Source organism: Bradyrhizobium sp. UFLA06-06 (assembly GCF_054820065.1).
The window spans coordinates 53302-78069 of sequence record NZ_JADFUD010000010.1; the positions used below are offsets into that span (position 1 = coordinate 53302).

Below are 24768 nucleotides of genomic sequence, written 5' to 3' on the forward strand. Positions count from 1 at the left end.
GGGTTAGCTGAAAGGCGAGCCAGAAGCCGCTTGGGGCAGCTTGAACACGCAGCTCGCAAAGGCACCGCGATGTCGCGGGCATGGCGAGGATATGGACCAGGAACTGGGCGGTTTCAAGATGAGATCGCCGTCTTTGGTGCCCGGAGTTCGCTGAACCATCGCGCAAACTGTCACAAATCGGTGCCGGAAATTTAGCCAAGACTGCGATTTTGCCTACAAAATAGTCTGATTGCTCTTTCGGCAGTCAAGTTGACGGCTCAATGATTGAGCAAACGGCTTCCGTATTTGCCCGGAACCGATGAAATTATCCAGCCGGTTCATCGGCTTACGGGGGCTGCGCACCGTGGCACAGTTCTTGCGATTCCCTTAACCGCAGGCGGCCAAGCGGCCGTTCGCAGCGTTCCACGCCTGCGTCAGGGAGACGACATTTCATGCTTACTCACCTTTCTCACAAAATAACGACGATGACCCGCCGCCGCGCGCTCGCGGCGACGGCCGGCCTGGTTTTGGGCCTGGCTGCGTCCTCGTCCCTCGCGCCCGCGCAAGCGGCCGACGACACCATCAAGGTTGGCATCCTTCACTCGCTGTCAGGCACCATGGCCATCAGCGAAACCACGCTGAAGGACACGATCCTTTTCCTGATCGACGAGCAGAACAAGAAGGGCGGCGTGCTCGGCAAGAAGCTCGAGCCCGTCGTGGTCGACCCCGCCTCGAACTGGCCGCTGTTCGCCGAAAAGGCCCGCGAGCTGATCACCAAGGACAAGGTCGCGGTCGTGTTCGGCTGCTGGACCTCGGTGTCGCGCAAATCCGTGCTCCCGGTGTTCAAGGAGCTGAACAACATCCTGTTCTATCCGGTGCAGTATGAGGGTGAGGAGTCCGAGCGCAACGTGTTCTACACTGGCGCTGCGCCGAACCAGCAGGCGATCCCCGCCGTCGACTATCTGATGAAGGAAGAGAAGGTGAAGCGCTGGGTGCTGGCCGGCACCGACTACGTCTATCCGCGCACCACCAACAAGATCCTGGAAGCCTATCTGAAGTCGAAGGGCGTCGCCCAGGACGACATCATGATCAACTACACGCCGTTCGGTCACTCCGACTGGCAGACGATCGTGGCCGACATCAAGAAGTTCGGCTCGGCCGGCAAGAAGACCGCGGTGGTCTCCACCATCAACGGCGACGCCAACGTTCCGTTCTACAAGGAGCTCGGCAACCAGGGCATCAAGGCGACCGATATCCCGGTGGTCGCGTTCTCGGTTGGCGAGGAAGAACTCGCCGGCATCGACACCAAGCCGCTGCTCGGCCATCTCGCCGCCTGGAACTACTTCGAGTCAATCAAGACCCCGGCGAACGAGAAGTTCATCAAGGAGTGGCAGGCCTACACCAAGAATCCGAAGCGCGTGACCAACGATCCGATGGAAGCGCACTACATCGGCTTCAACATGTGGGTGAAGGCGGTCGAGAAGGTGAAGTCGACCGATCCGGACAAGGTGATCGATGCGCTTCCCGGCATCGAGGCGCCGAACCTGACCGGCGGCGTGTCGCAGATGCTGCCGAACCACCACATCACCAAGCCGGTGTTCATCGGCGAGATCAAGGGCAACGGCCAGTTCGACGTGGTCTGGAAGACCCCGGGCCTGGTGGCCGGCGACGCCTGGTCGAAGGAGCTCGAGGGCTCCAGGGACCTGATCGGCGATTGGGTCGGCAAGAAGTGCGGCAACTACAACACCAAGACCAACAAGTGCGGCGGCCAGGGCTCCTGACAACAAGGCTCCTGACAACAGGGCTCCTGAGCTCCTGACCTGATCGACGACACAACACAACCATCCAAGAACCTGGAGAAGGCGGCACAACTCGCCGCCTTCTCCTCACACTCCTGCCGGGGTACTGACGTGTTCGCCAATTGTATTGATCGTTTTCGCGCGCTTTGTCTCTCGATCGTGCTGCTGAGCTGCCTTGCTGTGCCGGCGCTGGCCGGTCCGTTCGAGGATTCGGTCGCCAAATTCGCCAATGACGAGTTCTCCGACACAGAGGCTGCGATCGGTGAGGTCGCCGCGTCGGGCAATGCGCTGGCCTCGCCCATCATCAGCGCGTTGCAGGACGGCCGGCTCTCGGCCGATCCCGACAGCAAGAAGGTCTTCATCACGCGGACCGACGGCAAGATCGTCGACGCCGCCACGGGTGCTGCCGTCGACAAGCTGCCCGACAACGCCGCCGCCGTCCGCCTCAACAACCGCCTGCGCCGCACTGTGGAGGCCGCGCTCGGCGGCCTGACGCTGCTGTCGCCGGATCCGGCCAAGCGTCTCGCCGCCGCGCAGTCGGTGTTCAAGAGCCACGAGGAGAATTTGCTGCCGACGGTGGAGAGCGCGCTCGCCAAGGAGAGCGTCAAGTCGGTCAAGCAGGCCTTCGCCGAGGCGCGCGCCGCCATCATCCTGTTCAAGTCGGACGCATCCGACAGCGACAAGCTCGACGCCGTCGCCGTGGTCAAGGCGCGCGGCGATCAGGAGGCGCTGGCGCTGCTCACCGCCCTCGGCACCGACCAGCCGCCGCTGGTTGCGAACGCGGCCGCGAGCGCGGTGTCCTCGATCCAGAGCAATCTGGCGATGTGGTCGATGGTGCAGAATGCCTGGTACGGCCTGTCACTCGGCTCGGTGCTGCTGCTCGCGGCGATCGGGCTTGCCATCACCTTCGGCGTGATGGGCGTCATCAACATGGCGCACGGCGAGATGGTGATGCTCGGGGCCTACACCACCTTCGTGGTGCAGGAGGTGATCCGCGGCCGCTATCCTGCGCTGTTCGACTACTCGCTGCTGATCGCGGTGCCGCTCGCCTTCCTGGTCGCCGGCTTGATCGGTGTCGTGATCGAGCGCACCATCATCCGCTTCCTCTACGGCCGCCCGCTGGAGACGCTGCTCGCGACCTGGGGCCTGTCGCTGGTGTTGCAGCAGGCGGTACGTACCGCGTTCGGTCCGACCAACCGCGAGGTCGGCAACCCCTCCTGGATGAGCGGCGCCTTCGAGCTCGGCCAGATCACCATCACCTATAACCGGCTCTGGATCCTCTGCTTCACGCTCGCGGTGTTTGCCATCCTGCTGGCGATGCTGCGCTACACCGCGCTCGGACTCGAGATGCGCGCGGTGACGCAGAACCGCCGCATGGCGGCCTCGATGGGGATCGCCACCTCGCGCGTCGACGCGCTGACCTTCGGCCTCGGCTCGGGGATCGCCGGCATTGCCGGCGTGGCGCTGTCGCAGATCGACAATGTCAGCCCGAATCTCGGCCAGAGCTACATCATCGACAGCTTCATGGTCGTGGTGTTCGGCGGCGTCGGCAATCTCTGGGGCACGCTGGTCGGCGCCTTCACGCTCGGCATCGCCAACAAGTTCCTCGAGCCTGTCGCGGGCGCGGTGCTCGGCAAGATCGCGATCCTGGTGCTGATCATCCTGTTCATCCAGAAGCGGCCGCGCGGCCTGTTCGCGCTCAAGGGGCGGGCGGTGGAAGCATGACCTGCTTTGAGCCACCAATGACTGCCCCGAAGTGCGCTGCGACTCCCTCTCCCGCTTGCGGGGGAGGGTTGGGGTGGGGGTCTCTCCACACGGTACACTCCCGATGTGGAGAGACCCCCACCCGCCGCGCGCTGATGCGCGCCATAGCCGAAGCTCCGCTTCGGCGTCTCCTAAGAACGGCCGCGCAAGGCGGCCTGCGCTCCCCCGCAAGCGGGAGAGGCAAGGGAGTTCGCCGATGACGCCGCACATCCTCACCCGTTCGCTCGACCGCGCCGCGACCGCGTTCGTCCTGATCGTCGCCGCGATCGGCGTGCTGATCCCGTTGTCGAACCTGCTGCTGCCGCCGGGCTCGATGTTCCAGGTGCCGACTTATCTGGTGGCGCTGTGGGGCAAATATGTCTGCTACGCCATCCTCGCGCTCTCGATCGATTTGATCTGGGGCTATTGCGGCATCCTCTCGCTCGGCCACGGCGCGTTCTTCGCGCTCGGCGGCTACGCGATGGGCATGTACCTGATGCGCCAGATCGGCAGCCGCGGCGTCTACGGCAACCCGATCCTGCCGGACTTCATGGTGTTCCTGAACTGGAGCAAGCTGCCCTGGTACTGGTACGGCTTCGACAAGTTCTGGTTCGCCGCGCTGATGGTACTGCTGGTGCCGGGTCTGCTCGCCTTCTGCTTCGGCTGGCTCGCCTTCCGCTCGCGCGTCACCGGCGTGTATCTGTCGATCATCACGCAGGCGATGACCTATGCGCTGCTGCTGGCGTTCTTCCGCAACGATTTTGGCTTCGGCGGCAACAACGGGCTGACCGACTTCAAGGACATCATCGGCTTCAACGTGCAGGCCGAAGGCACCCGCGCCGCGCTGTTCCTGCTGAGCTGCCTTGCGCTGATCATCGCTTTCCTGATCTGCCGCGCGATCGTGACCTCGAAGCTCGGCAAGGTCCTGATTGCGGTGCGTGACGCCGAAAGCCGGACCCGTTTCCTTGGCTATCGCGTCGAATCCTACAAGCTGTTCGTGTTCACGTTGTCGGCGTGCATGGCCGGCGTCGCCGGCGCGCTGTACGTGCCGCAGGTCGGCATCATCAATCCGAGCGAGTTCGCGCCCGCCAACTCGATCGAGGCGGTGATCTGGGTCGCGGTCGGCGGCCGCGGCACGCTGATCGGCGCGGCGCTCGGCGCCGTCGTCGTCAACTATGCCAAGACGTTCTTCACCTCGGGGCCACTCGCACCGTACTGGCTGTTCATGCTGGGCGCGCTGTTCATCCTGGTCACGCTGCTGCTGCCCAAGGGCATCGTCGGTACCTTCAACGCCTGGTGGGAGCCGCTGAAAGCGCGGCGCAACTCACCCGACGCCGAGAGTGCCGCGCGCGAAGACGGCATCGGCGCACCGAACCCGGCGGAGTAGGCAGATGAACGTCATGGATACCCGCGCCACTTCGGCCATGCTCTACCTCGATGGCGTGCACGTCTCGTTCGACGGTTTTCACGCCATCAACAATCTGTCGCTGGCGCTCGAGCCCGGCGAGATGCGCGCCATCATCGGCCCGAACGGCGCCGGCAAGACCACGATGATGGACATCATCACCGGCAAGACCAAGCCCGACGAGGGCACGGTGCTGTTCGACGGCACCGTCGACCTGACCCGGCTCGACGAGACCCGGATCGCCGAGCTCGGCATCGGCCGCAAATTCCAGAAGCCGACGGTGTTCGAGAGCCAGACCGTGCAGGACAATCTCCTGCTCGCGCTCAATGTCGATCATTCCGTGCGCGGCACGCTGTTCTGGCGCGGCAGCAAGGCCGAGTCCGAGCGTATCGACAAGGTGCTCGAGACCATCCGCCTGACCGATGCGCGCAACCGCCTCGCCGGCAGCCTGTCGCACGGCCAGAAGCAGTGGCTCGAGATCGGCATGTTGCTGGCGCAGGACCCGAAGGTGCTGCTGGTCGACGAGCCGGTCGCCGGGATGACCGATGTCGAGACCCATCTGACCGCGGAGCTGCTGAAGGAGATCAACAGGAACCACACCATCATGGTGGTCGAGCACGACATGACCTTCGTACGCGAGCTCGGCGTCAAGGTGACCTGCCTGCATGAGGGCTCGGTGCTCGCCGAAGGTTCGATCGACCAGGTGTCGTCGAACGAACGGGTGGTCGAAGTGTATCTGGGGCGCTAGGGCGATGCTGAAGATCGACAACATCAATCTCTACTACGGAGCGGCGCAGGCCTTGCGCGGCGTGTCGCTGACCGCCGAGCCGGGCAAGGTCACCTGCGTGCTCGGCCGCAACGGCGTCGGCAAGACCTCGCTGCTGCGGGCCATGGTCGGCCAGTATCCGATCGCGTCCGGCGCGATCAATTTCGACGGCAAGGACATCACCGCGCTCAAGCCCTATGAGCGGGCGCGTCGCGGCATCGGCTTCGTGCCGCAGGGCCGCGAGATCTTTCCGCTGCTGACGGTGGAAGAGAACCTCAAGACCGGCTTCGGTCCGCTCAAGCGCGAAGACCGCAACATTCCCGACGACGTGTTCTCGCTGTTTCCGGTGCTGGAGACCATGCTGGGCCGCCGCGGCGGCGACCTTTCCGGCGGCCAGCAGCAGCAGCTTGCGATCGGCCGGGCGCTGGTGATGCGGCCAAAGCTCCTGCTGCTCGACGAGCCGACCGAGGGCATTCAGCCCTCGATCATCAAGGATATCGGCCGCGCCATCTCCTATCTGCGCAACCTCGGCAACATCGCGATCGTGCTGGTCGAACAATATCTCGACTTTGCCTGCGAACTCGGCGACAGTTTTGCCGTGATGGACCGGGGTGCGGTGAAATATGCCTGCGACCGCGCAAGCCTCGATCCCGCCGAGATCAGCCGCCAGATGGCGCTGTGAACAGGATGTGACGCCGCCTGTCGTGGCGCGCGAAGGGAGCGTCGGGGGAATGCGGACCGGGATCGCAGGCGCGGCAGCGGCGACGTTTGCGGCAAACCGCGCCCAGGGTGCGGTCCGGTTCGGTGTGCATCTGAAAGACGGTGCCACCCGCCGCGGCGACCTCCATGAGTCAGGCTCACTGCGCGTCCGCTTTCCATCGCCCGAGGACGACGGCCTGTCGGCCATGTTAGTCAACACCGCCGGCGGCATTGCCGGCGGCGACCGCTTCGACATTGCAATCACGGCCGCTGAGGGGGCGCGCCTGACGCTGACCACGGCGGCAGCCGAGAAGATCTATCGGGCGCCCGGCGCCGCTGCCCGGCTTGACATCGCATTGACGGTCGCGAGCGGTGCACATCTCTCCTGGCTGCCGCAGGAGACTATCCTGTTCGATCGTGCCCGCATTGTCAGGGGCTTCGACATCGACCTTGCCGAGGGTGCCTCGCTCCTGCTCTGCGAGATCGTGGTGTTCGGCCGCGCCGCGATGGGCGAGACCATGCGCCACGGCGAATTTGTCGATCGCTGGCGGATGCGGCGTGGCGGCAGGCTGGTGTTTGCCGAGACCGTCAGGCTCGACGGCGAGATTGGCGAGAAGCTGGCAAGGCCGGCGATTGCCAATGGCGGCTGCGCGATCGGCACGGCGCTGATCGTGCCGGGCGACGAGGCGTTGGTCGAGCGCATCCGCGAGGCGTCGGAAAACTTCGGCGGCGAGGTCGGCATCTCCGCCTGGAATGGCTTTGCAATGGCCCGCTTCTGTGCCCAAGATGCGGCCCGGCTGCGCGCCGACATGATGATGGTGCTCGGCCGCGCCTCCACTGTCCCGCTGCCGCGGCTGTGGCTCAACTAAACCTTTCAAGAACGATCAGAGTGCTCGCATGAATTTGTCTCCCCGCGAAAAGGACAAGCTCCTGGTATCGATGGCGGCCATGGTGGCACGCCGCCGGCTCGAGCGCGGCGTCAAGCTGAACCATCCCGAAGCCGTCGCGTTGATCACCGACTTCATCGTCGAGGGCGCGCGTGATGGCCGCACCGTCGCCGATCTGATGCAGGCCGGCGCGAAGGTCCTGACCCGCGCGCAGGTGATGCATGGCATCCCGGAGATGATCCACGACATCCAGGTCGAGGCGACATTCCCCGACGGGACAAAACTCGTCACCGTGCACGAGCCGATCCGATAGCCACGCGCGCGTCATTCCGGGGCGGCCGAAGGCCGAACCCGGAATCCAGAGATTGTTTAAGGAGATTCCGGGTTCATGCTTCGCATGCCCCGGAATGACGAGGAGAAGGACATGATCCCCGGCGAACTCTTCATCAAGGACGGCGAGATCGAGCTCAATGCCGGCCGCAAGACCGTGACGCTCTCGGTCGCCAACACCGGCGACCGCCCGATCCAGGTCGGCTCGCACTACCATTTCTTCGAGACCAACCCGGCGCTGAAATTCGACCGCAAGAAAGCCCGCGGCATGCGCCTCGACATCGCCGCCGGCACCGCCGTCCGCTTCGAACCCGGCCAGACCCGCGACGTCCACCTCGTCGCGCTCGCCGGCAAGCGCGTGATCTACGGTTTTCGCGCCGAGGTGAAGGGGAAGCTTTAGGTCCGATGCTGCCCGCGCTCCGCATGGTCTCCGAAGCCGCCGAGCTTGCTGCGCGCCGTCACAACGGCATGGCGCGCAAGGGGCGGGGCAGCGAGCCTTACATCAACCATCTCGCCGAGGTCGCCAACCTGCTCGCGCAGGTGACCGATGGCGCCGATGCCGAGCTGGTCGCCGCAGGCTGGCTGCACGACACCATTGAGGACACCGAGACCACGCGCGAGGAGCTCGCGCAGAAGTTCAGCGCGCGCGTTGCCTCGCTGGTGGCCGAATGCACCGATGACATGAGCCTGCCAAAGGTTGCCCGCCGGCAAAAGCAGATCGAGGATGCTCCGCACAAGTCTCCCGATGCAAAGCTGATCAAGATCGCCGACAAGATCAGCAATGTCGGCGCGCGGATCGTGCCGCATCCAAGCAAGGACGAGCGCGACGATCTCGCCGACTATGCGACCTGGGCCGACAAGGTCGTTGCCGGCTGCCGGGGTATCAATCCGCGGCTCGACCGCATTTTCGACGACACGATTGCGCGCGCCAGGGCCGCGCTGGCTGAAACTGGGGGCTGACATGTCCGTGAAGATCAAGCGTTCCGTCTATGCCGACATGTTCGGCCCGACCACCGGCGACAAGGTGCGGCTTGCCGACACCGACCTGATCATCGAGGTCGAGAAGGATCTCACCACCTATGGCGAGGAGGTCAAGTTCGGCGGCGGCAAGGTGATCCGCGACGGCATGGGGCAGTCGCAGGTGACCAACGCGCAAGGCGCGGCCGACACCGTGATCACCAATGCGCTGATCGTCGATCACTGGGGCATCGTGAAGGCCGACGTCGCGATCAAGGAGGGCATGATCGCTGCGATCGGCAAGGCCGGCAATCCGGACATCCAGCCCAACGTCACCATCATCATCGGTCCCGGCACCGACGTGATCGCGGGCGAGGGCAAGATCCTCACAGCCGGCGGATTCGACAGCCACATCCATTTCATCTGCCCGCAGCAGATCGAGCACGCGCTGATGAGTGGCGTCACCTCGATGCTAGGCGGCGGCACCGGCCCGTCGCACGGCACCTTTGCCACCACCTGCACGCCCGGCCCTTGGCACATGGGACGGATGATCCAGTCGTTCGACGCCTTCCCGGTCAATCTCGGCATTTCCGGCAAGGGCAATGCCTCACGCCCGGCGGCGCTGGTCGAGATGATCAAGGCCGGCGCCTGCGCGCTGAAGCTGCACGAGGACTGGGGCACCACGCCGTCGGCGATCGACACCTGCCTTTCGGTGGCCGACGATTACGACGTCCAGGTGATGCTGCACTCGGACACGCTCAACGAATCCGGCTTCGTCGAGGATACGATCAAGGCTTTCAAGGGCCGCACCATCCATGCCTTCCACACCGAAGGTGCCGGCGGCGGCCACGCGCCCGACATCATCAAGGTCGCCGGCCTCAAGAACGTGCTGCCGTCCTCGACCAATCCGACAAGGCCGTTCACCCGCAACACCATCGACGAGCATCTCGACATGCTGATGGTGTGCCATCACCTCGATCCGTCGATCGCCGAGGACCTCGCCTTCGCCGAAAGCCGGATCCGCAAGGAGACCATCGCCGCCGAGGACATCCTGCACGATCTCGGCGCGCTCTCGATGATCTCGTCGGACTCGCAGGCGATGGGGCGGCTCGGGGAGGTCATCATCCGTACCTGGCAGACCGCCGACAAGATGAAGAAACAGCGCGGCACGCTGCCGCAGGACAAGGGCAACGACAACGACAATTTCCGCGTCAAGCGCTACATCGCCAAATACACCATCAACCCCGCGATCGCGCACGGCGTGTCGAAGCTGATCGGCTCGGTCGAGAAAGGCAAGCTCGCCGACCTCGTGCTGTGGTCGCCGGCGTTCTTCGGCGTCAAGCCGGACTGCATCATCAAGGGCGGCTCGATCGTGGCGGCGCCGATGGGCGATCCCAACGCCTCGATCCCGACGCCGCAGCCGGTGCATTACCAGCCGATGTTCGCCGCCTTCGGCAAGTCGCTCACCGCGTCCTCGGTGGTGTTCACCTCGAAGGCCGCGGCGAGCGGCGGTCTCGCCCGCAAGCTCGGCACAGCCAAGAAGCTCTATGCGGTGCAGAACACCCGCGGCAAGATCTCCAAGAAGAGCATGATCCACAACGACGCGACGCCCGAGATCGAGGTCGATCCCGAGACCTATGAGGTACGCGCAGACGGCGAGCTTTTGACCTGCGCGCCGGCCGAGGTGCTGCCCATGGCACAGCGCTATTTTATGTTCTAAAACCCGTCCCGGTAACCAGAGCGTCTTCGAGTGAACTGGATTTCCGGTTCGCGGAAAGAAAACGCGTCAAAACAAGACCCAAGTCAAAAGAGAAAACCGGGAGGAATTTCCGTGATTTACGTCGTTGCCACGCTGACCATCAAGCCCGAGACCCGTGCCGAATTCATCGCCGCGGCGACGGCCTCCATCAAGGAAACCCGCAAGGAGCCCGGCAATATCGCCTACGATCTGCATGAGAGCGTCACCGACCACAGCAAGATGGTGTTCGTCGAGCAGTGGGAGAACGCGGAGGCGCTGGTGCCGCACCGCACCGCCGAGCACATGAAGACGTTCGGCCGGGTCGCGGTGAAATGCATGGCCGCGCCGCCGAAGATCGAGGTGATCACGCCCGAGAAGGTCGACGTCCGCTAGAATAAGAAGAACGGGAGCAACAGCATGATCTATGTCATCGCCACCACGCCGATGAAGCCGGAGAACAAGGACGACTTTATCAAGGGGCACAAGGCCTGCACGGTCGAGACCCGCAAGGAGAAGGGCTGCATCTCCTATGACGGCAATGTCAGCGTCAACGATCCCAACCTCTATGTGGTGGTCGAGCGCTGGGAGAGCCGCGAGGATCTCAACGGCCATGCCAGGGCGCCGCACATGAAGGTATGGCGCGAATATTCCGCTAACATGAAGACCGGGCCGACGGTGATCGAGATCATCAGCGACGCCAAGGTCGAGAAGCTCTGAGGCATCGATGATCCGCGCCACCAAAGTCCTGGGACAGCATCGCTGGAAGGAAGCGGCAGCCGACACCGTCGTGCTCGATTTCGACGACCGGCACCGGCGGCGGATGGTGATGTCAGGGACGCGCGGGCTCGAATTCCTGCTTGATCTCGAAAACGCCGTCGCGCTGCGCGGCGGCGATGCCCTGGTGCTGGAGGACGGCCGCCTCGTCGAGGTGGTCGCAGCTCCCGAGCCGCTCGCGGAAATCCGCGGCAGCGATCCGCATCATCTGATCCGGGTCGCCTGGCATCTCGGCAACCGTCATCTGCCGACCCAGATCATGCCGAAGGGCTTGCGCATCCGCAGGGATCACGTGATCGAGGCGATGGTGAAGGGGTTAGGGGCCCGTGTCATCGAGATCGAGGCGCCGTTCGATCCCGAGGGCGGCGCCTATGCCGAGCACGCGCATGCCGACGAGCACGCGCATGGTCACACCGGGCACGATCATGCCCACAGCCATGCGCATGATCACGGTCACCACCATGGCCATGATCATGGACCTGACCATGACCACCACCATCATCATGATGAGCATTGCGAGCATGCCCATCATCACCACGACCACTCCCATGCTCATGACCACAAATGAGCCTGATCCCGCCGTGCTGCGCGGCGGGATGGCGGAGGACGAGGCGGCCGCGCTGTACCGGCTGATGACATGGCTGTCGCCGTCCTTTCCAGTCGGAGCATTCGCCTATTCCAGCGGCATCGAATGGGCGGTCGAGGCCGGCGATATCACCGATGCCGCGTCGCTGCGCGATTGGCTCGCCGCGATGCTTTCCGACGGCAGCGGATTTTGCGACGCCGTGCTTCTCGCGCAGAGTTTTCGCGCGGCGTCTGAGCATGATCCCGCCGGGCTGAAGGAGATTGCCGTACTCGCGGCCGCCTTCGTGCCGTCGCGCGAGCGGCAGCTCGAGACCACGACGCAGGGGCGCGCCTTCATCGAGATTGCCCGTGCCACCTGGAATTCGCCCGGCCTCGACACGATGATCGCGGCTTGCGACGGACCGATCGTCTACCCGGTCGCAGTCGCCCTCGTCAGCGCCGCGCACGGCATTCGGCTTCCGCCTGTGCTGCACGCCTTCCTGCATGCCGTGCTCTCGAACTGGATTTCCGCGGGCAGCCGGCTGATCCCGCTCGGGCAGACCGACAGCCAGCGCGTGCTGGCCGATCTCGAGCCGGTCGTTGCCGCGACCGCGGCGCGGGCCGACGCCGCCTCGCTCGACGATCTCGGCAGCGCGACCTTTCGCGCCGATCTCGCAAGCCTGCGTCACGAGACGCAGTACACGAGGCTGTTCCGGTCATGAGGCGCAATGAAGCGACGATGTTGGTGCCGCGTTCGCGTCCTCAGCCGTCGTCCCGGCGAAGGCCGGGACCCATTACCACAGGCTTCTGTGGTTGTGCAGGGCTGTGGCCCCAGCGCGTCGCACCAATTCAGTTCGGTGGTAATGGGTCCCGGCTCCGTGCGCAACTGCGCACTCGGCCGGGACGACGATAACGGAGAGAGCGCCTCATGCCCACTTCCCACGGCCCACTTCGCGTCGGCGTCGGCGGTCCGGTCGGCTCCGGCAAGACCGCGCTGATGGACCTGCTCTGCAAGTCGATGCGCGAGCGCTACGACATCGCCGCGATCACCAACGACATCTACACCAAATGGGATGCCGAGTTTCTGGTGCGCTCCGGCTCGCTGACGCCGGACCGCATCGCCGGTGTCGAGACCGGCGGCTGCCCGCACACCGCGATCCGCGAGGACGCTTCGATGAATCTCGCCGCGGTCGCCGACATGCGGGCGAAATTCCCCGACCTCGATCTGGTGCTGATCGAATCCGGCGGCGACAATCTGGCGGCGACCTTCTCGCCGGAATTGGCCGACCTGACGATCTACGTCATCGACGTTGCCGCCGGCGACAAGATCCCCTCCAAGGGCGGCCCCGGCATCACGCGATCCGACCTCTTGGTGATCAACAAGATCGATCTCGCACCCCATGTCGGTGCGTCGCTCGAGAAGATGGACACCGACGCCAGGCGGATGCGCGGCGAGCGGCCCTTCGTGATGACCAACCTGAAGAAGAGCGACGGCCTCGATCGCATCATCAGCTTCATCGAGACCAAGGGCGGCCTTCGGTCGCAGGGCAAGGTCAAGGCGGGTTAGGCCAGCTAGACGTTAATCATTGTGGCAGGGTCGGCCAGTCCCGTCATCCCCGCGCAAAGGCTTCGCCTTTGTCGCTGGAGGTGCGAGCGGAGCGAGCCTCGAAGGATGAACGGCCACCGGTGGGGCCGTTCACCCTTCGAGATGCGCGTGCCGCGCTCCTCAGGGTGACGGTGAACGAGCGAGTGCGCGCACCTCGCCGCAAAAAAGCTGCGCAATAGCCGGAACAATTTCCAACTTTGACGATTAGCAACCGTTGGCGCCGCCAAAGACCGCCGGGTGGCGTCGTCGTTAATGTTGCCGACCGGCTCCTGTTGCGGACCGATGATCGCTATTCCATATTACTTTGCGGCGGGCTTTCATCGCATCCTGATTTGTCGCCGCCCTCGCAGAAGCCAGATGCCTTCCGTCCCCTTTCGCCACCCCCTGATTGCCGAGTAAGCGTGTGGTTCGACTGGGCTTCATCGTTGCCTTGATTGCACTGATCGGAGTTCTGCTCTCCGGTCTTGCCGCCTATCGGGTGCACGATCAGGAGCTCGCGATCGACGGCATCGCGCTGGCGCGGGCGATCGACGTCCACGCCAGCCTGGTGCAGGACCGCCTGACCGAGCGCGAGCTGCTGGCACGGGTGGCCTCGGGGCTGTTCCGGGCGCCGTCGATGGTGAAGGCCAACATGCTGCAGCCGCTGCGCTCGGCGATCTACGCCTTCAAGACCGATTTCGTCGTCGCCGCCTGGATCGCGCGGCTCAAGCCGGACGAGCTCGCCGCGGCGGAGGCCGAGCTGAAGGCCAATGGCTTCACCAATCCAACCATCCGGGATTTTGACGACCAGGCGCTCGACCTCAAGGCGCTCGACAAGCCGATCAACGTGCTGATGGACGTCGAGCCGCGCAATCCGGAGACCCTGAGCATTCCGGGCCGCGCCTTCGACCGCCACTCGGTGGTGGGCCCGATGCTGGCGCGCGCGATGGCCAACGCCAAGCCGGTGGCCTCCGACCCGGTGCCGCTGTTGCGGCAGAACGGCCCGGTCGGGGTCGTGCTCGCCGCGCCGGTGTTCCAGGAGGGCGCATCCGAGCCGGCCGGCTTCATCACCTTCTCCTATGAGTTGTCGTCGCTGATGCTGACCAACGACGACAGCTCGCTGTTCGCGGTGGCGTTGAAGGACCCGCGCGATTCGAATGACGAGTTCACCGCCAACGAGCAGGGCATCGTCACCTCGCGCGCGGTGCGCCTGGACGGCCCGCTGCCGTCGATGGTGCGCACGGTGACGTTCGGCGGCCGTGACTGGTCGCTCGACTATTATGCCAAGAGCAACGCGACGGTGCGTGCGCAGCAGACCGCGACCATCGTCGCGGCGATCGGCCTCGCGCTGACCGGCATCGTCTGCGGCCTGTTCGGCTATGTCGCCTACAACAATTTGCGCCTCAGCCGCGAGATCGAGGTCCGCATTGGCTTCGAGCGCCGGTTGACCGCCGTGATCGACGAGCTCAACCATCGCGTCAAGAACATCCTCGCGGTGATCCAGTCGATCGTGACCCGCACGCTGCGGCACGGCGCCGATATCGACGTCGCGCGCGAGCTCCTGATCGGACGCATCCACGCGATGTCGAACGTCGTCACGCTGCTCAGCGAGAGCCAGTGGCAGGGCGTCAAGCTGAAGGGCCTGTTCGAATCGCGCTCGATCCCGCATGCCGACCGGATCGCGGTGAACGGTCCCGACATCACGGTCAGCGCTCGCGCCGCGCAATCGCTGTCGCTGCTGTTCTTCGAGCTCGCCTCGCATTCCGACGAAGGGCTGTCGCTGGTCGGCAAGCACCCGCACATCGTCGCCAATTGGGAGGTCGTCGGCGAGGATGCCGACGCGGTCTTCCATTTCCGCTGGGAGGAGTTCAACACCAGCCAGGCGACGCGGCGGGTCGACAGTGACTTCGGCCTGATCCTGCTCGACCGTGTCGCGCCCGAGGCGCTCGGCGGCACCGCGAAGCGCTACTTCACCGACGTCTCCTATGTCTATGAGCTGACCGCGCCGATGGACACCGTCGTCGACATGACCGAGCGCGACCGCACCGAACAGTTCTCCGCGCCGCTGCGCCCGGTGAAGAAGTAGCGGCTGCCTCAGGTTGTGTGACCAGACCGCCGCGCGGATTGATCGAAATCAGGCGCGCGCGCAGGCCCCGCGTCATCGTGACCAATGCCCGGTATCCGTAATAGGCCGCAACCGTTTGTTAAAACTTCGTTGAACTTGCTTGGGCATATACCGAGCAGGATACCGTCTGAGGACCCCGATGAGGCTTTGGGTCAGCCTGACCTTGCTCGCGGCAGTTTTGCCGGTAGGGCTGTCGCTTGCCTTGACCCCGGCGACGGCGCCGGGCGACCCTGCGACAATCCGTGCCAGCTATCGGCGGCCGGACGTCGTTCCGTTCCCGAGCAGCAATCCCTATTCGGAGGCGAAATCCACCCTTGGGCAGCTGCTGTTCTTCGATCCGCTGCTGTCGAGGTCAAAGACGCACTCCTGCGCGAGCTGCCACAGGCCATCCCTTTCATGGGCCGACGGCCTTCCGCGCGCCATCGGTGAGGATCCCAAGGGCCTGCCGATCCGCTCGCCGACATTGATCGATGTGGCCTTCTTCGAGCCGCTGGGATGGGACGGCAAGTTCAAGGATCTGGAATCCGTTGCGTTCGGGCCGATCCTCAGTCCGGCGAACCTAAACATGACCGAGCCGGAATTGATCGCGCGACTGTCGGCGATCCCCGGCTATGTCGATGCCTTCACCCACGCGTTCGGAGACGGCGCGATCACGCGGCCGAGGATCGAGGCGTCATTGGCGACCTTCGAGCGCTCCATCATCGCAGGCGAGGCTCCGTTCGACCGTTGGATCAAGGGCGACGATACCGCCATCAGCAAGTCAGCCCAGCACGGCTTTGAGCTTTTCAACGGCAAGGCGCGTTGCTCGGCTTGCCACAGCGGCCCGTCGTTTTCCGACGGATCCTTCCAGGATATCGGCACCGCCAAGGGCCATGACATCGGGCGCGGCCGTTTCTTTCCGACCTCGGCGAAGCTGAAATATGCGTTCAAGACGCCGACATTGCGCGACGTCGCGCGCCGCGCGCCCTATATGCACGACGGATCGGTGGCGACGCTGGAAGATGTCATCGAGCTTTACAACAAGGGCGGGATCGATCGGCCGAGCCGATCGCCCGACATCAAGCCGCTGTCCCTGACGGCAGGCGAGAAGAACGACCTCATCGCCTTCCTGCAAACCCTGACTGCAACGGCCCCGCCGGTGGCAGGGGTCCCCAAACTGCCGCGCTGACCTCGGCCCAACGCGGTTCAGAACGAGGTTCGTTCAGCACAGGTGCGGCAGCGCTGCGCCCAGCAGGCCGAGCCCGACGATCACGAATGCGCCCGCGCAGGTCTCGAGGGTCGCTGCGCGCGCAGCGGACGATCTTGTCATGTAGGCGAGGGCCGACCCCACCCCGATACTTACGACGCTCAACGCTCCGAACACTGTACCGGCCTCCCGATCCGATTTTGTCCGGATTTGACTACGACAGTTGAATTGAGCTCCCGTGCCGGAATTAGCTAAAATTTGAGGGAACCGGCTGTAAAGACTGCACTAAGGGACAGGCCGGGGGCTCGCCTGCCATGATTAACCACAATGCAACCACGGGGTGTCCCGGCAGGCGCAAAGCGTAAAATTTGATATAAGTTAAACAAGTCCTTAAGTGTGTGGGCGGTTGGTTCAATGTTTAGTGGATGGGCGCGAGATACCGTCTCGGCGGTGCGCTCCTTTTTCGCCACGTGCCTTGCAGCGGTTTTGTTTTGTGTCGTAGCCGCGCGCAGTGCCGAGGCACATGTCAAATGGTTCTGTGCTTACGATGTCGCCGGTCAACCCCGCGGACTCGAGAATGTTCTTTGCCTGGATTTCGAGCTGCTGCTCGGCGTCGCCATTTTCTGGCTGTTTGCGGGTTGCCTGATCGAGCCCACCTCGCTGGGTGATGCCACGATCCGGGTGATGGACCGCGTCACCGAGGGACTGCGGCTGCGCACCGAATTGATGATCCGCGCCGTATGCGCGTTCTTCTTCATCTCGATCTGGGCCGTGGGCGGCATCCTGCTGACGCCCGAGTTGAAGACGACGTCGCCGTTCGTGGGCGCGCTGCAACTTGCGATCGCTGCCGGGATGCTGTCACGCCGCACGCTGCCGCTGTCGGCGGCGGGGATGGTGGTCCTGTTCGGGATCGGCGTGCGCGACTACGGTGTCTTTCACCTCGCCGATTACCCGATCTTTCTCGGTGTTGCCGCCTATCTTGCGCTCGTCGGGCTGAACAAGGATCTGTTCGGAATCCGGCCGATCGACGTGATGCGCTACGCCGCCGCGGTGACGTTGATGTGGGCCTCGGTCGAAAAATGGGCCTATCCGGAGTGGAGCTTCCCGCTGCTGATCGAGCATTCCGCGATGACGCTGGGCTTCGACAACGAGTTCTACATGCGCGCTGCCGGCATGGTGGAATTCACGCTCGCCTTTGCCTTGATCTGGACCCCGCTGATCCGGCGCTGCGCCGCCACCGTGCTGACGGGGATGTTCATCAGCGCGTGCTTCGAATTCGGCAAGATCGACACCATCGGACATTCGGCGATCATCGCCGTCCTGCTTGCGATTGTCGCCGACAACAAGGTGTTGTCGCGCGACCGCCGCGCGCCGTGGCTTGCCCCGGTCGCGCTCTGTGCCGCGCTGTCGGTGACCTTGTTCGTCTACTATTTCGGCCACGCCGCGATCTTCAAGACGTCGGTCCTGTAGATCGCCGCCGCCTGGGCGGCTATTTGGCGACGTGGACGGCGAGCTTCATCTTCGGATGAATGCCACACAGCACCGTGTAGTCGCCGGGCACCGAGAAGGTGACGTCGAACTTGCTGCCCGGCTGCTGGTCGCCCGAGTCGAAACTGAACGTATCGGTGCTCAAATAAGCGTGATGCAGCAGTTCACCGTCATCGTTAACGAATCGTAAAACCTCACCCCGCTTGATCGAGATCTGCGCGGGTTTGAATTCACGATCCTTCTGCGAAATGACATAAGGGGCTGCGCCCAAAGCGGCTCCCGCAAGCGCTCCAGTGACGATCGCCGCCGCAAATGGCACGCGACCGAATTGGCCCAGGCGCAAGGCGCGCAACAAGCCTGACTGCATAAGACCCCCGCTGAACCTCGAACACCAAATATCGGCTATCCCGGGCTGCAAGCGTGGCTCCCGGATTACCTGTAAGGGTGATTATCGCCAGCTGATCTTAACGATTTCAGCATGAGTTCCAGTCACTACTAAGGCAATTTTGAGCAGACAGTTATTTTCCGCAGTGCTGCGCGTTTCTGCGTAGCTGAGTATCGAGCACTACGGCGAAACGCGGGCATGGACAGCCTATTTGGCAACCTCAAGGTAAAGAGCGGTGCGGCCTTTCGGTTCGCAACCGGCCGCCTCTCGCGTCTTGCCCTGACCAGGGGTTCGATCCGCAGCCAGATTCTGATTTTTTGCCTTGCGATGAGCGCCGTTGCGGTCGCCCTCGGCGGGTACTCCATCCTCGGCATCCGCCATGCCGGCGATCTGGTGGCCAAGACGTTCGACGAATCCCTGATGTCGATCAACTATGCACGCGCCGCCGGTGCGGATTTCGCCACGATGCGGGTCGCCTCGTCGCAGCGCCTGCTGACCACGGATCCGGAGATCCGCGCCAATCTCGATGGCCAGATTGAAAAGCTCGCGAAGACGCTCTCGGAAGATTTGGCTATTGCTGCCGATCGGTCGCAATCCTCGCGCGCCGCGCAAGCCGCCGCAAAGGTTCAGGAAGCCGCCGACGCCTGGATGGCGCTGCACCGACGCGCGATCGGATCGTCCACAGAGGGAAGCGCGGTGGCTGATCCGCGCGCACCGGGTGCGACGGTCGGCGATGTCGATCGCTACTCCAAGATCGTCAGCCAGCAGGTCGAGCTGCTGGTCAACTATACGGCCGGCGATGGCTTTCTGTTCCGGCAGAAGGCGCTCTCGACGATCAAGCGGGACCTGCAGCTCAACGTCGCCGGGCTGACCGTCGCGCTGTTTCTGTCGGCCCTGTTTTCGTGGCTGCTGGCGCGCCGCATCATCGGACCGGTCGCGATCGCATCGCGGGCCGCGCGAAGCATCGCCGGCGGCGACCTCGACGCGACCATCCCCAAGGGCGGTACCGACGAGCTTGGCACGCTTCTGACCGCCATGGAAACGATGCGCGACAACATCCGGCGCATGGTCAATCAAGAGGTATCGCAACGCCGCTCGGCGCAGGCACGGCTTTCCGATGCGCTTGAAACGTCGCGCGAGGGCGTCGTGCTGCTCGACGCGGACGGCCAGATCGCGCTGGCCAACTCGCGCGCGAGTGAATTCATCCGTCTCTCGCCGCGGCTTCTGCAGTCGCATCCGCTCGATGCTGCCAGGCTGGCGCCCGCCGATGGTGACATCGACGGCTTTGCGAGCGAGGCGCAGCTTTCGGATGGACGCTGGCTGCGCGTCAGCCGCAGCGAGACGCAGGAGGGCGGCGTCGTTCTCGTCTACAGCGACATCTCCGCGCTGAAGCAGCAGAAGGCGGAGCTGCATGCCACCAATTTGCGGCTCGACGCGGCGCTCACGCACATGTCGCAAGGGTTGTGCCTCTACAACAGCGAAGCGCGGCTGCAGGTCGCCAACCGCCGGTTCTGCGAGATCTTCGATATATCGCCGGAGCTGGTCGTTCCCGGAATGACCATGGAGGAGGTGCTCGACCTGAGCATCGCCGCCGGCAATCACGGCGAGCGGACCGTCGCCGACCTGCTGGCGGAGCGCGAGCGCTCGATGGCCCAGCACGACGGCAACTATCTGCAGCATCTCAGCGATGGACGGATCATTGCGATCGCGCAACGGCCGACATCCGATGGCGGCTGGCTCGTCACCTGCGAGGACGTCACCGAACAGCAACGGGCGGAATCGCAGATCGCGTTCATGGCCCGGCACGATGCGCTGACCAAGCTGCCGAACCGGACGTTGCTGGCCGAACGGATCGAGCTGGCGGTTGCGCAGGTCGGCCGCGGACTCGGCTTCGCGGTGTTCTGCCTCGATCTCGATAATTTCAAGCAGGTCAACGACACGCTCGGGCATCCGGTCGGCGACGAATTGCTGTGCGCGGTCGCGGACCGGCTCAACGCCTGCGTCCGTGAGGTCGACACCGTCGCGCGTTTGGGCGGCGACGAGTTCGCGGTCATCCAGTGTGGCGTCCAGGGCGGAGACGAGGCCGAGCGCCTCGCGCGCCGCATCGTGGAATGCGTGGGTGCGCCCTACGAGCTGAACGGGCATCGCGTCGTCGTCGGATGCAGCGTCGGCATCTCGATGTCGCCGGGCGACGGCACCACCGGCGAGAAGCTGCTGAAGAACGCCGACGTCGCTTTGTACCGCGCCAAGATGGAAGGCCGCGGCACCTGGCGCTTCTTCGAGCCTGCGATGGACGCCAGCCTGCAGCGGCGACGGGCGATCGAGCTCGACCTTCGCGAGGCGATGGCCAAGGACGAGTTCTCGTTGTTCTACCAGCCGCTCTACGATCTCCATCTCGACCGCATCTGCGGCTTCGAGGCGCTGCTGCGGTGGCATCACCCCAAGCGCGGGCTGGTGTCGCCGGACCAGTTCATCCCGATCGCGGAAGAGATCGGCCTGATCGGCCCGCTGGGAGAATGGGTGCTCAATCGCGCCTGCGAACAGGCGACGACCTGGCCCGGCGAGATGAAGCTCGCGGTCAACGTCTCCGCGGTCCAGTTTCGTGATGCCGACTTCATCGACGTCGTTGTCAACGCGCTCGCGGCGTCAAAATTGTCGCCGCGCCGGCTGGAGCTCGAAATCACTGAGTCCGTGTTCCTCGCGAACAGCAACGAGACGCTTGCAACGCTGCACAAGCTGAAGGCGCAGGGGCTGCGCATCGCGCTGGATGATTTCGGCACCGGCTATTCGTCGCTGAGCTATCTGCGCAGCTTCCCGTTCGACAAGCTCAAGATCGACAAATCCTTCGTGCGCGACGCGACCGCGACGCATGGATCGAAGTCGATCGTCCGCGCCGTGATCAGCCTCGGCAGAAGCCTCGGCATGACCACGATCGCGGAGGGCATCGAGACCGTCGAGCAGCTGGATCATATGCGGGCCGAAGGCTGCAACGAGGCGCAGGGCTTCCTGCTCAGTCACCCGGTCCCGGTGACCGAAATTGCGGCCAAGATCCTCGAATTGAGGAACGGCTTCAAGCCGGCCTCCGTCAAGACGGCGATGGCCAGCTGATGGCGCGCTGAGCGTCACCGGGCCTTGCAGGCCAACATAAAAAGGCGGCCCGCGGGCCGCCTTTTCTCATTTATCGTTGTGGTCGCGCTTAGCCGCCATTGCCGCCGATCACGGCGCGCACGGTGTTGTCGGGGCCGAAATCCTCGGCGCTGTCGACATAAAGCAGCGCGGAGAGCTTCGATCGCGCGCGGTTGACGCGGCTCTTGATGGTGCCGACCGCGCAGCCGCAGATCGCCGCGGCATCCTCGTAGGAGAAGCCGGACGCGCCGACCAGAATCAGCGCCTCGCGCTGGTCCTGCGGCAGCTTTTCGAGCGCGGCGCGGAATTCCTCGAACTCCAGATGCGCCGCCTGCGAAGGCTGGCTCTTCAGCGTCTTGGCGTAGTTGCCCTCGGCATCCTCGACCTCGCGCCGCCGCTTCCGGTAGTCGGAGCGAAACAGGTTGCGCAGGATGGTGAACAGCCACGCGGGCAGATTCGAGCCGGGCTGAAACGAGTCGATGTTGGCGATCGCGCGCAGCAGGGTCTCCTGCACCAGATCGTCGGCGCGGTCACCATTACCGGACAGCGAGATCGCGAACGCGCGCAGGCTCGGGACCGACGCAAGGATATCGTCGCGAAGTTCATTCGTGAGAGGCATTAGTCCCCTCCATTGTTCTTGTCGGTATCGCCCCCGGCGACGGCCGCCGCCGCTGCCTCCGGCCCGTCGAGTTTGCGGATCAGCTCCGCAAAGCGGTCGGGTACGCCCTGTCGCACCACGTCATCGTACATGGCGCGAAGCTGGTGGCCGATTCTCGATTGAATCTCGGCGTTGAGACCGCCCTGCTTCTTTACTTCCTTCATGATGTGATCCACGCTTCCCCGGGAGTTAAGTCTCTGATTTCCAAGTCGTTTCCTCGAAAAAGGAGGCTGGCCGCGTTGCCTCGTCGGTCAGGAGCTAATGCGAAGTTGCGCAGAAAGTTCCGGAATGCTGGAACTATTTCGTGGAACTTTTTCGGCTTTCGCGCGTAGTCGGGCATGCAGGGGAACCGGGGGCGCCCCAGAACTGGATTCTGGCGCCCCCAGACAACGGGTTTCAGGCCACCAGGCCTCACGAACAAGGATGGAGTGGGAATGTCCCGATCGCAGATCGTTGCCGAACACCTTCCGCTGTTGCGCCGTTACGCTCGCGCACTGACCGGAAATCAGGCGTCGGGGGACGCCTATGTCGGGGCCATGCTCGAGGCCCTGTTGCAGGATGGATCGTTGCTGGACCAGACCCACGGGCCGCGCGCCGGCCTGTTTCGGCTGTTCACCCAGATCTGGAATTCGGTGTCGGTGAACAACAACGACAATGCCGATGTGGCGACGCTGTCGCTGCCGCCGGAGCGGCGGCTGTCCAACATCACGCCGCTGCCGCGCCAGGCCTTCCTGCTGCTGTCGCTGGAGGGCTTTTCGGAGGAGGAGGTCGGTTACATTCTCGGCACCGATATCGCCGAGACGCGCAAGCTGACCGATGCCGCCGGCCGCGAGATGGCCGCCGAGATCGCCACCGACGTCCTGATCATTGAGGACGAGACCTTCATCGCCATGGACCTCGAGAGCCTGGTGAAGAATCTCGGCCACAACGTCATCGGCGTTGCGCGTACGCATTCCGATGCGGTGGCGCTCGCCAAGAACAAGAAGCCCGGCCTGATCCTCGCCGACATCCAGCTCGCCGACGGCTCGTCGGGCCTTGATGCCGTGAACGAGTTGCTGCGGACCTTCGAGGTGCCGGTGGTGTTCATCACCGCCTATCCCGAGCGCTTCCTGACCGGAGAGCGGCCGGAGCCGGCATTCCTGATCTCAAAGCCGTTCCAGCCGGCGATGGTGTCGGCGGTGGCGAGCCAGGCGCTGTTCTTCCAGCGCAACTCGCGCAACCGCACGCCGCGCGCGGCATCGGCATGAGCTGAATTTTCGCAAGCGGCAAAATCCAGACCGGCGTGCCGAAAGGTACGCCGGCTTTTTTTGAGCGAGCCTTCGATCGCGACGTTACTTCGGCGTCACGCGGACCGGCATTGTGCTGAGCGCCCGCAGGCCCGAGCTGTCGCGGAAGGCCGTGGCGCCTGCAATCTCGAACTGCTTGACGCGGCTGGCGAGCGCCGTGATCACGGCCTCGGCTTCCAGCCGCGCCACCATCTGCCCGACACAGCCGTGGATGCCGACGCCGAAGCCCATATGTCCGGAGAGCCGCCGTCTGACGTCGAATTGGTCGGCATGCTCCCAGCGCGTCTCGTCGCGGTTGGCGGAGGCGAGCAGCAGCAGCACCTTCTCGTGCTTGCCGATCCCGACGCCTGCAATCTCGGTGTCATGCGGCGTGGTGCGGAACACGAACGGCGCCGGTGAATCGTAGCGCAGCGTCTCGTCGAATGCCGCGCGCGACAACGACGGATCGGCTGCAAGCAGCGACCATTGCTCGGGATGGCGCGCAAGCGTGTACAGCGCCATGCCGATCGCGCTGATCGTGGTGTCGAGCCCGGCCGAGAGCAGCGAACGCACCAGCAGCGGAGCTTCCTCTGCGCTGATCTCCCCAGCGTCGGCCGCCTCATAGACCTGCGCGCCAAAACTGCCCGGGCGCAGCGCCTCGCGCTGGCAGCGCGCCGCGACCCAGGGCAGCACGCGGGGCGCCTGCTGCATCAAATCGCGAAAATAGTCGTTCTCGGGCCCGAAGCCGGCGAACACCATCGCGCCATAGGTCAGGAAGTTCTCGCGGCCCTCCTGGTCGATGCCGAGCGCGTCGGGAAACACGCTGACCGGAAACACCTCGGCGATGTCCTTGATGGCGTCAAACGATCCGCGTTCGACCAGCCCGTCGATCAGCCGCGTCGCCATCGCCTTGAAGTCATCGGCAAGCCGCCGCATCGCGCCGGGCGAGAGGATCCGCGCCAGCACCGCGCGGGTTCGGGTGTGCAGCGGCGGATCGGCTTCCAGCACGATGCTCGGCGGCCGCCACGGCTTTTCCGTGAAGTGGTTCGCGAGCCCCGCGCCGCCGGCGTTGCTGAAATGTACATGGTCTCCGAAGATCGTCTTGACCTCGGCAAAGCGCGGCACCGCCCAGATGTCATATTTGGTCAGGCGGATGACCGGCGCCGCGGCACGCAGCTCCGCATAGGTGCCGTAGGGATCGGCCCGCGTCGCCGCGCTGAACGGATCGAAATCGCTGCGGACAATTTCGCCTGCAAGGGGGTTCGCATGGGGGCTCGCATCGGTGCTCATCGGATCCTCCCGTCTTGTC

Annotated in this window: 24 protein-coding genes; 20 read left to right on the top strand and 4 right to left on the bottom strand. The window is 64.3% G+C overall.

Annotated features, from left to right (window positions below; genetic code table 11):
- The first annotated feature begins 464 nt into the window (after positions 1 to 464).
- From urtA to IF803_RS11310, 18 genes are all read left to right on the top strand, one after another.
- The gene (gene urtA, locus IF803_RS11225; protein ID WP_411781977.1) at positions 465 to 1760 is read left to right on the top strand and encodes an urea ABC transporter substrate-binding protein; all 1296 of its coding nucleotides are present in this window, start codon (positions 465 to 467) and stop codon (positions 1758 to 1760) included.
- A 144-nt stretch (positions 1761 to 1904) separates the two neighbouring features.
- Positions 1905 to 3503, top strand: coding sequence for an urea ABC transporter permease subunit UrtB (gene urtB / locus IF803_RS11230; RefSeq protein ID WP_461192265.1), 1599 nt, complete (start codon positions 1905 to 1907; stop codon positions 3501 to 3503).
- A gap of 235 nt (positions 3504 to 3738) precedes the next feature.
- On the top strand, positions 3739 to 4908 hold the full coding sequence (gene urtC, locus IF803_RS11235) for an urea ABC transporter permease subunit UrtC (protein WP_461192186.1): 1170 nt from the start codon (positions 3739 to 3741) through the stop codon (positions 4906 to 4908).
- 4 nt (positions 4909 to 4912) lie between these two features.
- Positions 4913 to 5674 (top strand): urea ABC transporter ATP-binding protein UrtD, encoded by a 762-nt coding sequence (urtD, locus tag IF803_RS11240; RefSeq protein ID WP_016842654.1) that lies wholly within the window; start codon positions 4913 to 4915, stop codon positions 5672 to 5674.
- Between the two features lie 4 nt (positions 5675 to 5678).
- Entirely contained in the window at positions 5679 to 6374 is a 696-nt protein-coding gene (gene urtE, locus IF803_RS11245) for an urea ABC transporter ATP-binding subunit UrtE (RefSeq protein ID WP_024581870.1), read from the top strand.
- Positions 6375 to 6423: 49 nt separating this feature from the next.
- Positions 6424 to 7260, top strand: a complete 837-nt coding sequence (locus tag IF803_RS11250) for an urease accessory protein UreD (RefSeq protein ID WP_461192187.1) — start codon at positions 6424 to 6426, stop codon at positions 7258 to 7260.
- 28 nt (positions 7261 to 7288) lie between these two features.
- Positions 7289 to 7591, top strand: coding sequence for an urease subunit gamma (locus IF803_RS11255; protein WP_028342275.1), 303 nt, complete (start codon positions 7289 to 7291; stop codon positions 7589 to 7591).
- Positions 7592 to 7702: 111 nt separating this feature from the next.
- A complete protein-coding gene (locus IF803_RS11260; RefSeq protein WP_038387566.1) occupies positions 7703 to 8008 on the top strand; it encodes an urease subunit beta in 306 nt (101 codons plus the stop codon).
- Positions 8009 to 8013: 5 nt separating this feature from the next.
- Entirely contained in the window at positions 8014 to 8568 is a 555-nt protein-coding gene (locus IF803_RS11265) for an HD domain-containing protein (RefSeq protein ID WP_461192188.1), read from the top strand.
- 1 nt (position 8569) lies between these two features.
- Positions 8570 to 10285, top strand: coding sequence for an urease subunit alpha (gene ureC, locus IF803_RS11270; protein WP_028342272.1), 1716 nt, complete (start codon positions 8570 to 8572; stop codon positions 10283 to 10285).
- Between the two features lie 111 nt (positions 10286 to 10396).
- A complete protein-coding gene (locus tag IF803_RS11275) occupies positions 10397 to 10696 on the top strand; it encodes a putative quinol monooxygenase (RefSeq protein ID WP_461192189.1) in 300 nt (99 codons plus the stop codon).
- A gap of 24 nt (positions 10697 to 10720) precedes the next feature.
- Positions 10721 to 11020, top strand: coding sequence for a putative quinol monooxygenase (locus IF803_RS11280; RefSeq protein WP_028342270.1), 300 nt, complete (start codon positions 10721 to 10723; stop codon positions 11018 to 11020).
- 7 nt (positions 11021 to 11027) lie between these two features.
- Positions 11028 to 11645 carry an urease accessory protein UreE gene (locus tag IF803_RS11285; protein ID WP_038386109.1) on the top strand — a complete coding sequence of 206 codons (618 nt, stop codon included), beginning with the start codon at positions 11028 to 11030 and terminating at the stop codon, positions 11643 to 11645.
- Positions 11626 to 12363, top strand: coding sequence for an urease accessory protein UreF (locus IF803_RS11290; RefSeq protein WP_461192266.1), 738 nt, complete (start codon positions 11626 to 11628; stop codon positions 12361 to 12363). The genes IF803_RS11285 and IF803_RS11290 overlap by 20 nt, the downstream gene beginning before the upstream one ends.
- Positions 12364 to 12569: 206 nt before the next feature.
- Positions 12570 to 13208: an urease accessory protein UreG gene (gene ureG / locus IF803_RS11295; protein WP_028334695.1), complete on the top strand. Its 639-nt coding sequence runs from the start codon at positions 12570 to 12572 to the stop codon at positions 13206 to 13208.
- A 442-nt stretch (positions 13209 to 13650) separates the two neighbouring features.
- Entirely contained in the window at positions 13651 to 15312 is a 1662-nt protein-coding gene (locus IF803_RS11300) for a CHASE domain-containing protein (protein WP_028342267.1), read from the top strand.
- A 178-nt stretch (positions 15313 to 15490) separates the two neighbouring features.
- Complete coding sequence (locus IF803_RS11305) at positions 15491 to 16519, top strand: cytochrome-c peroxidase (protein WP_051003091.1); 1029 nt, start codon at positions 15491 to 15493, stop codon at positions 16517 to 16519.
- Between the two features lie 504 nt (positions 16520 to 17023).
- Positions 17024 to 18007, top strand: a complete 984-nt coding sequence (locus tag IF803_RS11310) for a hypothetical protein (protein WP_028342265.1) — start codon at positions 17024 to 17026, stop codon at positions 18005 to 18007.
- A 19-nt stretch (positions 18008 to 18026) separates the two neighbouring features.
- On the opposite strand, the gene IF803_RS11315 is transcribed toward IF803_RS11310, so the two are convergent.
- Complete coding sequence (locus IF803_RS11315; protein WP_304498475.1) at positions 18027 to 18392, bottom strand: methylamine utilization protein; 366 nt, start codon at positions 18390 to 18392, stop codon at positions 18027 to 18029.
- Positions 18393 to 18608: 216 nt separating this feature from the next.
- On the opposite strand from IF803_RS11315, the gene IF803_RS11320 reads away from it, so the two are divergent.
- A complete protein-coding gene (locus IF803_RS11320) occupies positions 18609 to 21518 on the top strand; it encodes an EAL domain-containing protein (protein WP_461192190.1) in 2910 nt (969 codons plus the stop codon).
- Between the two features lie 88 nt (positions 21519 to 21606).
- Here IF803_RS11320 and IF803_RS11325 read toward each other — a convergent pair whose 3' ends face one another.
- Both IF803_RS11325 and IF803_RS11330 read right to left on the bottom strand, forming a co-directional pair.
- A complete protein-coding gene (locus tag IF803_RS11325; RefSeq protein WP_016847265.1) occupies positions 21607 to 22155 on the bottom strand; it encodes a sigma-70 family RNA polymerase sigma factor in 549 nt (182 codons plus the stop codon).
- Entirely contained in the window at positions 22155 to 22358 is a 204-nt protein-coding gene (locus IF803_RS11330) for a NepR family anti-sigma factor (protein WP_018269610.1), read from the bottom strand. Before IF803_RS11330 ends, IF803_RS11325 begins: the two co-directional genes overlap by 1 nt.
- Before the next feature lie 270 nt (positions 22359 to 22628).
- On the opposite strand from IF803_RS11330, the gene IF803_RS11335 reads away from it, so the two are divergent.
- A complete protein-coding gene (locus IF803_RS11335; protein ID WP_016847263.1) occupies positions 22629 to 23441 on the top strand; it encodes a response regulator in 813 nt (270 codons plus the stop codon).
- A gap of 84 nt (positions 23442 to 23525) precedes the next feature.
- Here the strand turns inward: IF803_RS11335 and IF803_RS11340 are convergent, their stop codons facing one another.
- Positions 23526 to 24749: a cytochrome P450 gene (locus tag IF803_RS11340; protein WP_461192191.1), complete on the bottom strand. Its 1224-nt coding sequence runs from the start codon at positions 24747 to 24749 to the stop codon at positions 23526 to 23528.
- Positions 24750 to 24768 lie beyond the last annotated feature (19 nt).